A 13,103-nucleotide genomic window follows, 5' to 3' on the forward strand; every position below is an offset into this window, starting at 1 on the left:
CGCTGCAGGCATGGAGCTGCGCCACCACGACGAGGCCAACGGCGCCCAGCGGGCCCTGCGGCGCGTCGTCGCGTCCAGGCCCGGCGCCTGGCTCTCGAGGCGCACGCTGCACCGCCTCGACCTGCTGGCCCGCCGGGTCGCGCCCGGGCGCACCGCGCCGAGCCAGTGGCTCGCCGCCGTGCCCGTCGGGATGCTGACGACGACCGGTGCCCGCTCGGGACAGCCGCGCACCGTGCCGCTGCTCGTCGTGCCCCTCGACGACGGCTGGGGCGTCATCGCCTCGCACTACGGCTCGGTGAAGCCGCCGGCGTGGTACTTCAACCTCCGCGCCCACCCGCAGGCCTCGCTCGAGGTCGACGGCGTCACGCACCGCGTCCGGGCCGAGCAGGTGCAGGGGCCCGAGAAGGAGCGCGTGCGCGAGGCGGCGCTCGACTTCTATCGCGGCTACACGGCATACGAGGAGCGCGCGGGTGGGCGCGACCTCGGCTTCTTCGTGCTGCACCCCGAGCGCGACTGAACGCGCTCGGGGTGCAGGGTCGGGCGTCCCGAGTGCCGCTTCGGCCTACTCCGGGTCGCCGTCGGCGAGCAGGCGGTAGAGCTTGCGCCGGGTCTCCGTGAGGATCTCCGCCGCCTCCGCCCGCTGCTGCGACGTGCCGGTCGTGACGACCTGCCACATGCCGCCCATGACCTGGCCGACGAGGGGCATGAGGTCGTTGGTGCCGCCGGACGGCCGGGGCGCCTCCTCCTCGGTGGACTCCTCGAAGGGCCGCCAGGTAGCGGCCATCTCCTCGGCGTTCTCCTCGACGTAGGTGCGACCCGCGTCGGTGAGGCGCAGCAGCCGCCGCCCCTCGACGTCGCGGCCCTCGACGAGGCCTTCGTCCTCGAGCTGCTGGACGGTCGGGTAGACCGAGCCGGGGCTCGGCTTCCACGCGCCGCCGGTGCGCTCGGAGATCTGCTGGATGAGCTGGTAGCCGTTCATCTCGTCGCCCGCGAGGACGTCGAGGATGGCGGCGCGGACGTCGCCGCGTCGGGCGCGGGGTCCGCGGCGTCCGCCGAACTCGGCGCCGAAGCCGGGTCCGCCGAAGTGGCGGACGAGGTCGGCGACCCACGGGGGTGGGCCGGGTCGGCCACGGCCGCCGGGGCCAGGTCCTCCGGGACCGCCCCAGGGGCCTCGACCGGGTCCGAAGCCGGGGCCGTTGCCCTGGCCGCCCCAGCTGCCGCCCCAGCTGCCGTCCCAGCCGGACTCACGTCGGTGGTGGTGGTGTCCGTGCATGGTGATTCTCCTTCTTCGAACGCGACTCACGAACAGTCGCGATAGGTCGACGATATATCGCGACTGTTCACCGTGCAAGCCTCTGTAGCAGACGCCCTCGAGTGGGTAAGGGCGTGGGTGGGTGTGCGAGCTCCCGAAGCGCGAGTCCACGGCTTCGGCCGTATCCGGGCCTCTACGACATTCGCTAGATAGCTGGATACGGACGAATCAGCAGGTCAGCGCCACGGGAAAAACTCACACTTCATTGAGGTACGGCGCTGGTTTCGTTAGCGTTCGACGACGGGGGCATGCGAATCGCCCGTGAGGAGGACTGACGTGGCGAGCACACAGGGGAGCGGCTCGGCGTCCCACATCACCGTGGACGCCCGACGAGCCAACGCGATCGCGAGGAGATCCATGAGCAACGTCCCAGCCGTTCCGCTGGGCGAGAAGCGCACGGTCCGCATCCAGTGGGCCCCATCCGCGGCTCCCCGGATCCGCAAGGAGCTCGTCGAGGACCTCGTGGCCCGCGAGGTCTCGCCGGAGGTCATCGACGAGGCCGAGATCGTCGTCAGTGAGCTCGTCGCCAACGCCATCCGCCACGCAAAACCCCTCTCCGACGGTGCGATCCGCATCCACTGGAAGGTCAAGAACAACGTCGTGGAGGTCGAGGTCTCCGACGGTGGCGGCCCGACCGCCCCGCGCCCCGCCCCGCCGACCATGTGGGCCCCCGGTGGCCGGGGGCTGCGCATCGTCCGCTCGCTCGCGCACGAGTGGGGCGTCATCGAGGAGCCCCACGGCCGCACCGTCTGGGCCTCGCTCGGCGGCCCCTCGCGCCGCCGCTCGCACTGAGCCGACGGGCTGTCCGCGCCGTGTCCCTCCCCGACCCGGCGCTCGTCGTGCTCGTCGGCGCCTCCGGCTCGGGCAAGTCGACGTGGGCGGCCTCGCACTACCGCGCCGCCGAGGTGGTCTCGTCCGATGCGCTGCGAGCCGTCGTCGGCAGCGGCGAGCACGACCTCGACGCCTCCTCCGATGCCTTCGCGCTGCTCGAGCAGGTCGTCGCCGCCCGCCTCGGGCGACGCCTGACGACCGTCGTCGACACCCTCGGCACCGACACTGCCCGCCGCCGCGCCTGGCGGGACGCCGCGCTGGCCGCGGGACTCCCGGCCGTCGCCGTCGTGATCGACACCACCGCGGCCGTATGCCGTGCGCGCAACGCGGCCCGGGACCGCCCCGTCCCGGCGCGCGTCCTCACGAGCCAGCTCGCCGCTGTCGCGGCGACGGTCGACCTGCTCGAGGGCGAGGGTTGGCAGGTCGTGAGGGTCGCGCCGGAGGGGCAGGATGCAGACCGTCCAACGGCCGAACCCGCCCGCGCGCCAGTGGCATCCGCCGAGCCTTCGGGTCTGCACGGCGTCGTGCTCCAGCTCTCGCGCTTCCCCGCCGAAGGTGACCTGCTCACGTGGCTGCGCGAGATGGCTGCCGCCGCCGAGGAGGCCGGGCTCGCCGGCCTCGCTCTCATGGACCACCTCATCCAGATCCCGCAGGTGGGCCGCGCGTGGGACCCGATCCCGGAGCCGTGGGTGACTCTCGGCGCCCTGGCGGCTTCGACGACCCGTCTGCAGCTCGGCACCCTCGTCACGCCCGTCACCTTCCGCGCCCCGGGCGTCACCGCCAAGGCCGCGGCGACGCTGTCGGCACTCACGGGTGGAAGGGCCTTCGTCGGGGTCGGTGCGGGATGGTGGGAACGCGAGCACGCGGCATACGGCCTCGGGTTCCCTTCTGCGCGAGCGCGACTCGACGCGTTGGAGCAGGGCATCGAGACGATGAAGGCGCTCTGGGCGCCCGGCACCAAGCCGTATGCCGGACAGCGGGTCTCGCTGCCCGAGACGACGTCGTACCCTCGGCCGGTCGGCGACATCCCGGTCATCGTGGGTGGTGGCGGCGACCGGACGCTGCGCATCGCGGCCCGGCTCGGCGACGGGTGCAACGTCCCGTCCGACGACGTGGGACTCGCCAAGCTGGTGCGCTATCTGGCCCTCGTGGGGCAGACCGGCCGGGACCCGGCGACCGTGCACGCGACGGTCCTCGACCTGCCGCTCGTCGGACGGGACCGCGACGACGTCTGGGCCCGCGTCGAGCGACACCGCGGCCGCACCCCCGCAGCGGCCTTCGCGGCCCGGCACCACGCCGGCACGGCGACCGAGCACGCAGCCCGGCTCGCGGGCCTCGCCGACCTCGGCATCACGACCGCCTTCGTCGCACCGGTCGGGCTCGGCGGTCCCGACGACGTGCTGGCCCTCGCCCCGCTCGCGACCGCGTTCGGATGACCCCGGCCCGGCCACTAGGGTGGCGCGCATGGGTAAGGCATCACGTCGACCGCGCAGCGAGCGCGCAGACCGTTCCGCACGTCCGCTTCCGGCCCCGTTCGTGGCCCGCCCCTTCGAGGGCCTGCCCAACGAGACCGACTGGGTCGCGATGCGCGAGATCGTCCCGGCCGCGACCGCCACGGTGCGCTTCGCGAAGGGCAAGGCCCCCGAGGGCGCGCCCGACGAGGTGACGATCGCGACCGTGCTGCCCCTGGCCTGGCCGGGCCTGCACCGCGAGAGCGGTGAGGTGCTCGTCGGCATCCAGTCCGGCAACGCGAGCGGCGACACGAGCCGCGACATCGCCCAGGCCATCGCGCTCGCATCCGTCGCCGAGGCCGGTTCGCCCGTGACGACGCTGCCCGTGTCGATGGCCGACACGCCGCGCCTGCAGGACATCCTCGACACCGACGGTGCCTTCGAGATGCAGCTGCACGAGGGCTTCGACTTCTGGGTGGCCGACGCCGACCTCGACGCCGACGGCAAGGAGTCGCTCGAGCGCGCCAACGAGTCGGCCATCCCGACCGTCAAGCTCGCCGCGCCCTCCGCCTTCTGGTGCCGCATCGGTGAGCGCACCTACGTCCGCTGGGTGCTGCCCTTCGACGAGGACACCGCGACCGGTGCCCTCGCGCGCCTCCACGCCGCCGGCGAGAGCCACCTCGGCGAGGACGGCCGCCTGCTCGGCTGCTTCCGCTCGAGCGGTCTGCTCATCCCGGTGTGGGAGGTCGACCCCGGCTCCGCCGCCGCCGACTTCGAGGACGCCGTCGCGGCGATGAAGACGAAGATCGACGCCGCGGCCGCCTCGACGGAGCCGCTCACCGCGGCCGAGCGCGGCGCCAAGGCCGGCCTCACCAACCGCCAGGTCACCCTGCGCTGAGAGGACGGGTGACGATGATGACGCCTCCGCTGTCCGTCGCCGTCGTCATCCCGGCCAAGGACGAGTCGGCGCGGATCGCCGAGACGATCCGCGGCGTCCGCACCATCCCGGGCGTCTCGGCGGTCGTCGTCGTCGACGACGGCTCGACCGACGGGACCGCCGTCATCGCCGCCCGCGAGGGCGCCGAGGTCGTGCGCCACGTCCGCAACCACGGCAAGGCCGACGCGATGATGAGCGGGCTCGGTCGTGTCTCCGGCCTGCGCCGCGTCGGGCGCCTCGACGCCAGCACCTCGGTCCTCTTCGTCGACGCCGACCTCGAGGCGTCGGCCCAGGCCGTCGGCGCCCTCGTCGGACCCGTCGCGCGCGGCGAGGCCGACCTCACGATCGCGACCCTGCCGGAGCAGAAGGGCAGCGCCGGCGGACACGGGCTCGTCGTCGGCCTGGCCCGACGCGGGATCGAGGAGCTCACCGGGTGGTCGCCGAAGCAGCCGCTGTCGGGCATGCGCTGCCTCTCGCCGGCCGCCATCGCCGCGGCCACGCCCTTCGCCCGCGGATGGGGCGTCGAGGTCGGCATGACCGTCGACGTGCTCGACGCCGGCCTCACCATCCTCGAGGTGCCCTGCGACCTGCAGCACCGGGTCACCGGCACCGACTGGCGAGCGCAGGTGCACCGAGCCGGGCAGTACCGCGACGTCGCGCTCGCGCTCGGCGTCCGCCGGCTGCGTCGCCGCCTCGGCCCCGGCTGACAGCACCCCGCCGGCCACCGGCCTGCCGCCTGGGGGCGCGCCTCCCGCTCGACTGCTCCGAGACGTCACGAGCGACACGGCATACCGCGTCTGTCATCCCGTCGGGGAGCAGTCGGCCGGGCGGAAGGCCGTCGTCGCGGCTCAGCGGCGCGCGACCGCCCGGGCCGCGTCGAGGTCGGCCCGGGTGAGCACCGACCGGGTCTCGAGCCCGAGCTCGTGCAGCCGGTTGGCCCCCGGCTCGCTGCGGTCGATGGTGCAGACGACGACCCCGACGGTGGCGCCCTGCTCGCGGAGCACGACGGTCGCGTCACGGGCCGCGCCACCCGTCGTGACGATGTCCTCGACGAGGGTGATCCGTCGACCGTCCACGTCGGCGCCCTCGGCGAGCCGGCGCGTGCCGTACGCCTTGGGCGCCTTGCGGACGAAGAGCGCCGGCAGGCCGGTCAGGCTGCTCATCATCGTCGCGATCGGCACGCCACCGAGCTCGAGCCCGCCCAGCAGGTCGGTGTCGGCCGGCACGAGCGGCACCATGGCCGCGGCCACCCGACGCAGCAGCAGCGGGTCGGACTCGAAGAGGTACTTGTCGAAGTACTCCGACACGACGGCACCGGACCGGACGACGAACTCGCCCTCGAGGCGGCAGACCCGGTCGATGTCGTGGGCCAGCTGGGCCAGCGCGGCCGGCTCGTCCAGCTCGGCGTGCACGTCGGGCTGCTGGTCCATGGGGTCGCTCCTCAGATGTGGTGGCGGTCGCGGCGCCGGCGCACCGGGGCGTTGCGCGCCTCGATGGACAGGAAGTGCATGACCGCCGACACGACGAGCGGCACGGTGAAGATCGCCGCGACCGGCGGGATCGCCGCGCCCGAGTCGTTGGTGAGGAAGCCGATGACGGCCATGATGATGACCGAGAGCAGGCCGCGTCGCATGAGCGGGGCCTCCTCGAGGAGGCGGCGCAGCGGCTCGGTGCCGAGGATGCCCGGGCGCAGCACGATCATGACGACGACGACCATGAGCGCGACGACGATGACCAGCAGCACCGGCAGGTGCACCGCCAGGGTGACGTTGGCCCACAGCTTGCGCGACATGACGTCCCAGGCGCCGCCGTCGATGACGGTCTGGAGGAAGCGCCCGGGGTGCGAGCGCTCGGACTCCGGCCGGCGCCAGTCGAGGTAGCAGACGAGCCCGACGACGAGGCCCGCGACGGCCAGGACGATCGACACGTTGCGCACCGACGTCCGCCAGCCCATGACGCCCATGAGGAGGAAGCCGAGGGCGGGCACGAGCGCGATCGGTCCGCCGAAGTCGGCACCCCAGGCGGGGAGCACGTCGACGGCCAGCGCGACGCCCCCGACGACGACGACCGCGAAGACGGCGAGCCGCGGTGCGTCCCGCCTCACGAGGGCGTGCGCGAGGGCGGCGCACAGGAGGAGGACGGCGGCGGCATACAACGCGAAGGCGACGTTGCCCATGCCGTAGAAGCGGCCTCCGACGAGCGGCTGCAGCCCGAAGATCGACGAGATCTGCAGGTGCGACCCCGTGAGCAGGTCGATGCCGATGACGCCGGCCGTGATGGCCGACATCGCCGCCAGCGGCCCGAGGGCCGAGCTGCTCCACGGGCCCTGGAGGCACGCGAGGGTCAGCACCGAGCTGATCGCGAGGACGAGGACGAGGAGCAGCGCCACGAGCACGACGGTGTTCGTCGACCACCTCCACCACGGGACGAGGTTGGCGAGGAAGGTCGCCGCGGGCATCGCGGCCGAGACGAGCCCGACGAGGCGCACGAGACGCAGCACGTGGGCGCGCGTGAAGCGGCGGTTCCACGGGCGGGCCCGGCGCATGACGAGCCACAGCACGAGCATCGCCAGGGCCGTGCCGACGAGCCAGATGAGCAGGAACGGCGCGACGACGTCGTGCATCGCGTCGGCCTTGGTGTCGATGTCGGTGAGCACCGTCAGCTTGGCCGCGGCCGTCGACTCGCTGTTGTTGGCCGACGGCACGACGCTGAGCGCCCGGCCGCCGATGGCGGCCTGCGGCTCGACACCGCCGCGTTGGAGGATCGTGGCCGTGATGTCGGAGAGCTGCGCGATCCCGACCATGCGCGTCGAGGCGGACGCGAGCAGTCCCGGCGCGTAGTGCGGGCCGCTCGCCGTGAGCAGCCGCAGGCGCTCCTGCTGGTCACGGTCGGCGAGCCCGGCGACGACGAGGTCGGCCCCGTTGGGCATGGCGTCCATGACGAGCTCGATGCGGCGCTCGATGCCGTTGATCTTCTCGAGGTGCCGCGTCGGGTTGGGGTCGGTGGAGCTGATGCCGCCGACGTCGACGATGCTGACGGGGCACTGCGCCAGGTCGGACACGAGGGTCGTCGCCTGGAAGGGGGAGTACTTCGCGACCTTGCCGTCGGACGTCGCGGCGGCGAGTCCGGCACCCGGCCCGACGGCCTGGATGCACGTCTTGGCCGCGGCGAAGCTGTCGCCGAGCAGGCCGAGCCGCGCCCGGAACTCCGCCTCCCGCGACGCCGCCGCGAGGGCGTCGAAACCGATGACGCGGTAGCCGGCCGTGGCATCGCCCGCGACGGGCGGCAGCGGCGTGCACTGCGGGCGGGACTCCGTCGTGTCCGGGCCGGCGGCCTCGCCGGCCGAGACCGTGGCCCAGCCGTCGGTCGGGCACGTCGTCAGCCGCAGGCTCTTGACCGACACCGACGCGGCGGATCCGTCACGGAGCAGGCCCCAGAGGATGGGGGTGTCCTCGGCGGAGACGTCGTCCCACGAGAGACCGCCGAGCCCCACGACGACGAGCGACTCACCCGGCTCGGGCTGCGTCGTGGGCGGCACGGGGACGGTGGTGCGCTTGACGTACGCGAGCGTGAGCGCAGCCACCATCACCAGGAGCAGGACGACGAGCGTCTTGACGGGGTGGCGGCGGATCACGGGTGACAGACTACAAACCGAGACTGTCCACGGAGGGCGAGGTCACGGGCTGGAATCGGAGGGCCCCGGACGACCGGCGCGGCTACCCTTGCCGATCGTGGACGCCCCGACGCTGACGACCCTGGCCATCGCGGCCGTCGCCGTCGCGCTGCTCGCCCTCGCGCTCGCCGTCGCCGCCCAGCTGAAGCTGTCCCGGGTCCGTCGCGACTTCGCCGCCCTCGGTGACGACGGCCAGACCGACATCGCGCGCGTGGCCGCCACCCAGAACCACCGCATCGACCGGCTCACGGCCGAGCTGACCCGCCTGCGCGAGCACGTGGCGAGCGCGGAGGACGACGTGCGCCAGAGCCTGCGCAACGTCGCCGTCGTGCGCTACGACGCCTTCGGTGACATGGGCGGGCGGCTGTCGTTCTCGGCGGCGATCGTCGACGACCTCGGTGACGGCATCGTCATCAGCTCGATCCACGCCCGCGGAGAGTCCCGCACCTACGCCAAGGGCATCGTCGGCGGGAAGTCGAGCATCACCCTGACCCCCGAGGAGCAGCAGGCGCTGGCCTCGGCGACCCGCCTGCCCGACCGGACGAAGGACGCGTCGTGACGCCGCCCCGCACCCCAGACCAGCTGCACCGCTTCGGCTACCTCGGGCCGCGCGGCACGTTCACCCAGATGGCGCTCGACGCCTGGGACGCCGCCGAGGGCCGCGACCACCTGCCGTTCGGCTCGGTCGACGCCGCGCTCTCGGCGCTGCGGGCGGGCGACATCGACGCCGCGATGGTGCCGATCGAGAACTCCGTCGAGGGCGGCGTCTCCGCGACCCTCGACTCCCTCGCGACGGGCGAGCCGCTCGTCGTCATCGGCGAGGTGCTCGTCCCGATCACCTTCGTCCTGTGTGCCCGACCGGGGGTGCCGCTCACCGAGGTCCGCACCGTCGGCACCCACTCGCACGCATGGGCCCAGGTGCGCGGCTGGATGGGCCGGCACCTGCCCGAGGCCGAGTACGTCCCCACCCTGTCGACGGCCGCGAGCGCCGCGGCGCTGGGGCAGCCGGGCGACGTCATGTTCGACGCCGGCGTCTGCGCGCCCGTCGCGGCCCGCAACGAGGGGCTCGAGGTCCTCGCCGAGGACATCGGCGACAACGCGTCGGCCGTGACGCGCTTCGTCCTCGTCGCGCGCCCGGGCACGCTGCCCGAGCCCACCGGCGCCGACAAGACGACCGTCGTGCTCTTCCAGCGCGACGACCACGCGGGCGGCCTGCTCGAGCTGCTCGAGCAGTTCGCCGTCCGGGGCGTCAACATGACGCGCCTCGAGTCGCGGCCCACGGGCGAGGCCATGGGGTCCTACTGCTTCTCCATCGACTTCGAGGGCCACGTCCTCGACGCGCGCGTCGGCGAGACCCTCATGGGCCTGCGGCGGGTGTGCGCCGAGGTGCGCTTCCTCGGGTCCTACCCGCGCGCCGACGGCGGCCGCCCCGACGCGCGGCCGGGCACCTCCGACGACGACTTCGACCGCGCGAGGACCTGGCTCGAGGACCTGCGCGCCTGAGCGGCCCGCGCGTCGTCGGCGGACTCAGCCGATCGTCGCGCCCATCTTGAGCAGGAAGAGCGTCTCGTCGCCGACGACGCCGTCGTCCCCGATGCGGTTGGCCTGCTGGAAGCGCTTGACGACCTTCTTCGTCGCGGCACCGAAGTCGCCGTCGACGGTGAGGGTGCCGCCCGCGGCCCGCAGGGCCCGCTGGAGCGTCACGACGTCGGCGCCCTTCGAGCCGACCTTGAGCGTGCCGTCACCGAGCGAGCGCGAGATGAGCAGCACCCACGTGCCGGCGTCGATGCGGCCCGGCTTGGGCGCCGGCCCCTCGAACGTGGACTCGACCTTCGTCACGGCCGCGCGGGTCTGGGCGCCGTAGACGCCGTCGACCGCGATCGGGCCGTAGTCGGCGTCGTTGAGGAAGCACTGGAGTGCCCGCACCGCAGGAGCCTTCGCGCCGGGCTCGAGGACGGGGTATGCCGGCAGCGTCCGCTCGCACGCCCCCGCCACGCTTCCCGGGTCGGTCGGCGTCGGAGCCGGCGTCGTCGCGCTCGGCGTGGCTGACGCGCTCGGGGTGGGCTTCGTCGGGGTGAGCGGGTCGGCCGTGACGGTCGGGACGGGCTCGGTGGAGCCGGGCTCGACGGTCCCCGTCGCCGTGGCCGTCACCGTGGGTGACTCGACGGCGGACGTCGTCTGCGGGGTCGTGCCGCTGCAGGCGGTCAAGGTGAGGCCGATCACGACCATCGTTGCAGCAGAGGCGAACCCGCCCCGTCGACCGTCACCGTTCCGAACGCCTGCCATGCCCTGCACCTTGACTCCCCTGAGCTCACGTCGTGCAGTCCCTGACGTCCGCACACGTTCGAGAAGTATGCGCCGCCGGGAGGGAGCGCGCGAGCGCGACGCGCGGCGACGGCATACGTGGTCGTGCCCGTCGCGGGTCCGTCGGGTGCTCCTCCGGCGTCCGGGCAGGGGAGGGGGCGCCGGTGCTGCCAGGCCCGGCGCCCCACGGACGGGACCGCCCCCTGGAAGTCCCGAACCCCTGTGCAGGTCACCGGGCCTGCTGCCCCTCCGCAGCGCCCCGTAGCAGCCCGGTGACCGTTCCCCCTGACCACCCAGAGTCGTCTCGTCCGGGCTTGATACGTCTCCGGACGAAAAAGTTCGAGAGGCCCGATGTATCAGGAAAACGAGTACGGACACTCAGTCGGGTGTAAGGGTCTTTCCAACACCATCCGCCCCTCGATGGTCCAGCAGGAGGTAGTCGATGTCAGAGTCGGGTCCCGACGCCCCACAGGGAGCGACCGGCGAGAACGCGACCGGTGGCTCCCGCCGCCCCGAACGTCCGCCCGTCCGCGCCCTCGACCCGGCCACGGCGATGCGCCTGACCGACGGTCGCCCGCCGCTTCCCGCCCTCTACCTCTCCGACCGCCTCCTCGTGCGCACGGCGCCGGGTGGGGACCGGCCGCGAGGGCTCGAGGACCTGCGCACGGCGCTGGGCAAGCTCGAGCTCGACTTCCGGGTGACACCGCGACCCGACGGCGGCCCGCGTGACCTCGACCAGCCCGGCTGGGGCACGAGCATCACGCTCCGGCCGACCCGCTCGATCGACCCCGTCGACGCGTGGAGCGTGCTCCAGCGCCTCCGCGAGGCCGGAGAGCCGATCGCCGAGCAGCTGAGCCTCGAGCACGTCCTGCGTCCGGCCGACGGCTACTGGGGTGGCGTCGGCGGCTACTGGGGCGGCGTGGGGGGCTACTGGGGTGGCGTGGGCGGCTACTGGGGCGGCGTCGGTGGTTACTGGGGTGGCGTCGGCGGTTCCGCGCTGCAGGAGTACTCCGTGCCCGGACGAGGCGGTCGTATGCCGGTGGCCCTGGCCCTGCCCGACCCGCGGCTCCGGGCCCGCCCGGTCGACCGCAACCCCGTCGTGGTCGTGCCTGACACGGCGGTCGCGGCGCACCCGTGGTTCAAGGACGGCGAGGGCGTCGTGCGGCTCGAGCTCAAGGACGGCCGGCTCGTGCCGGTGAAGACGCCGAAGCCGGTCGACCCACCGATCTCCGTGCCCGCCCCGACCGAGCCCGTCGGCCTGCTCCAGGGGCACGCGACGTTCATCGCCGGCCTCGTGCGCCAGGGCTGCCCGGAGGCGACGATCCTCTCGATCCCCGTCATGGGCGACGACGGCGTCGTCGACGAGAGCGTCATGCTCGACGTCCTCCAGGCCCTGCTCGACCGGCATGTCCACGGGCAGGAGCACGACGACGCGTCCGAGGTGGTCGACGTCCTCTCGCTCTCCCTCGGCTACTACGCCGAGGACCGCAGCTACACCTCCGGCCCCGTCGCCGACCTGCTCGACCGGTTCGCCGAGCACGGCGTCCTCGTCGTCGCCGGTGTCGGCAACGACGGCACGGACGCGCCGTTCGTGCCCGCGGCGCTCGCGGCGGCGCCACCGCAGCGCGTCACCGCGAAGTCGGTCCCACCGCTCGCGAGCGTCGGCGCGAGCAACCCCGACGGGGTGACCGTCGCGCTCTTCTCCAACAACCTCACCGTCGTCAGCGCCGTGCGGTCCGGTGTCTCCGTCGTCAGCACCCTGCCGCTCACCAACGGCATGGGCCAGCCGTCGTCGGAGGTCTCGGCTGACGGCACGGTGCGCTGCACCGTCGACCCCGACGACTACACCGGTGGCTTCGGTGTCTGGAGCGGCACGTCCTTCTCCACCCCGGTCTTCGCGGCAGAGCTCGCGGCGGCCCTCATCGACGAGGGCGGCCTGTCCGACGTCTCGTCCCCCGTCATGCGCAAGCGCGCCATCCGTGCGCTGCGCACCTGCATCGGAAGGGCGCGATCATGACGCCGACCCCCACCGCCCCCGACGGCCTCGGGACCCTCGCGGGCAAGGCGTTCGCCGCCTACCGCGCGGGCGAGCGCGAGCGGCTCTCCGAGCTCGTCGACCTCGTGACCCCCGTGCTGTGGAACGCCGCCCGGTCCCAGGGCGGTGCGCCGGCGACGTGCGAGGACGCCATCCAGACGGCGTTCCTCCAGCTCGTCGACCGGGCCGACTCGATCAACGAGCCGGCTGCGGTGCTCGGCTGGCTCGTCGTCGTCGTCAAGCGCGAGGTGTGGCGGCTGGCCCGCGGGGCCAGGCGCGAGTTCGGTGTCGAGGAGGTGCCGGAGGCCCCGGCGCAGCAGCTCGACCCCGAGGCGCAGACCATCCTCTCGGAGCGCCAGCGCGTGCTGTGGAAGCACGTCTCGACCCTCTCCCCGCGGTGCCAGGAGCTGCTCCGGGTCATCGCGTTCGCCGACCGCCCCGACTACGCCGCCATCGCGGAGTCGCTCGGGATGCCCGTCGGCAGCATCGGCCCGACCCGTGGCCGCTGCCTCCAGAAGCTGAGGACGACCCTCGGCACCGACCCCGGATGGGCGGTCTGA

13 protein-coding genes are annotated in these 13,103 nt (G+C 73.5%); 9 read left to right on the forward strand and 4 right to left on the reverse strand.

The features are described 5' to 3' along the window. Positions 1–10 precede the first annotated feature (10 nt). A complete protein-coding gene (locus ACSSS0_RS12415) occupies positions 11–517 on the forward strand; it encodes a nitroreductase family deazaflavin-dependent oxidoreductase (protein WP_487228210.1) in 507 nt (168 codons plus the stop codon). Between the two features lie 45 nt (positions 518–562). Here the strand turns inward: ACSSS0_RS12415 and ACSSS0_RS12420 are convergent, their stop codons facing one another. Further along, positions 563–1,273, reverse strand: a complete 711-nt coding sequence (locus ACSSS0_RS12420) for a PadR family transcriptional regulator (protein WP_487228211.1) — start codon at positions 1,271–1,273, stop codon at positions 563–565. 396 nt (positions 1,274–1,669) lie between these two features. Between ACSSS0_RS12420 and ACSSS0_RS12425 the strand changes: the two genes are divergently transcribed. The 4 genes from ACSSS0_RS12425 (at position 1,670) to ACSSS0_RS12440 (ending at position 5,238) form a co-directional block, all read left to right on the forward strand. Then, positions 1,670–2,104, forward strand: coding sequence for an ATP-binding protein (locus ACSSS0_RS12425; protein WP_435987624.1), 435 nt, complete (start codon positions 1,670–1,672; stop codon positions 2,102–2,104). A gap of 20 nt (positions 2,105–2,124) precedes the next feature. After that, positions 2,125–3,579 (forward strand): LLM class flavin-dependent oxidoreductase, encoded by a 1,455-nt coding sequence (locus ACSSS0_RS12430; protein WP_487228212.1) that lies wholly within the window; start codon positions 2,125–2,127, stop codon positions 3,577–3,579. A 100-nt stretch (positions 3,580–3,679) separates the two neighbouring features. Next, positions 3,680–4,492, forward strand: coding sequence for a DUF5926 family protein (locus ACSSS0_RS12435; protein ID WP_487228213.1), 813 nt, complete (start codon positions 3,680–3,682; stop codon positions 4,490–4,492). Between the two features lie 14 nt (positions 4,493–4,506). Further along, positions 4,507–5,238, forward strand: a complete 732-nt coding sequence (locus tag ACSSS0_RS12440) for a glycosyltransferase family 2 protein (protein ID WP_487228214.1) — start codon at positions 4,507–4,509, stop codon at positions 5,236–5,238. Between the two features lie 141 nt (positions 5,239–5,379). On the opposite strand, the gene ACSSS0_RS12445 is transcribed toward ACSSS0_RS12440, so the two are convergent. Both ACSSS0_RS12445 and ACSSS0_RS12450 read right to left on the reverse strand, forming a co-directional pair. Further along, the gene (locus ACSSS0_RS12445; RefSeq protein WP_487228215.1) at positions 5,380–5,961 is read right to left on the reverse strand and encodes an orotate phosphoribosyltransferase; all 582 of its coding nucleotides are present in this window, start codon (positions 5,959–5,961) and stop codon (positions 5,380–5,382) included. 11 nt (positions 5,962–5,972) lie between these two features. Continuing rightward, a complete protein-coding gene (locus ACSSS0_RS12450) occupies positions 5,973–8,165 on the reverse strand; it encodes a hypothetical protein (RefSeq protein WP_487228216.1) in 2,193 nt (730 codons plus the stop codon). A gap of 97 nt (positions 8,166–8,262) precedes the next feature. On the opposite strand from ACSSS0_RS12450, the gene ACSSS0_RS12455 reads away from it, so the two are divergent. Together ACSSS0_RS12455 and pheA are read left to right on the forward strand one after the other, a co-directional pair. Next, on the forward strand, positions 8,263–8,763 hold the full coding sequence (locus ACSSS0_RS12455; RefSeq protein ID WP_435987618.1) for a DUF4446 family protein: 501 nt from the start codon (positions 8,263–8,265) through the stop codon (positions 8,761–8,763). Beyond that, positions 8,760–9,707: a prephenate dehydratase gene (gene pheA / locus ACSSS0_RS12460; RefSeq protein ID WP_435987617.1), complete on the forward strand. Its 948-nt coding sequence runs from the start codon at positions 8,760–8,762 to the stop codon at positions 9,705–9,707. Before ACSSS0_RS12455 ends, pheA begins: the two co-directional genes overlap by 4 nt. A 24-nt stretch (positions 9,708–9,731) precedes the next feature. On the opposite strand, the gene ACSSS0_RS12465 is transcribed toward pheA, so the two are convergent. Beyond that, on the reverse strand, positions 9,732–10,490 hold the full coding sequence (locus ACSSS0_RS12465) for a peptidoglycan-binding domain-containing protein (protein WP_487228217.1): 759 nt from the start codon (positions 10,488–10,490) through the stop codon (positions 9,732–9,734). Between the two features lie 460 nt (positions 10,491–10,950). Here ACSSS0_RS12465 and ACSSS0_RS12470 point away from each other — a divergent pair, with 460 nt between their 5' ends. Both ACSSS0_RS12470 and ACSSS0_RS12475 read left to right on the forward strand, forming a co-directional pair. Continuing rightward, entirely contained in the window at positions 10,951–12,525 is a 1,575-nt protein-coding gene (locus tag ACSSS0_RS12470) for a S8/S53 family peptidase (protein ID WP_487228218.1), read from the forward strand. Beyond that, positions 12,522–13,103, forward strand: a complete 582-nt coding sequence (locus tag ACSSS0_RS12475) for an RNA polymerase sigma factor (protein WP_056774801.1) — start codon at positions 12,522–12,524, stop codon at positions 13,101–13,103. Before ACSSS0_RS12470 ends, ACSSS0_RS12475 begins: the two co-directional genes overlap by 4 nt.

The organism is Terrabacter sp. R4-6 (assembly GCF_057529065.1).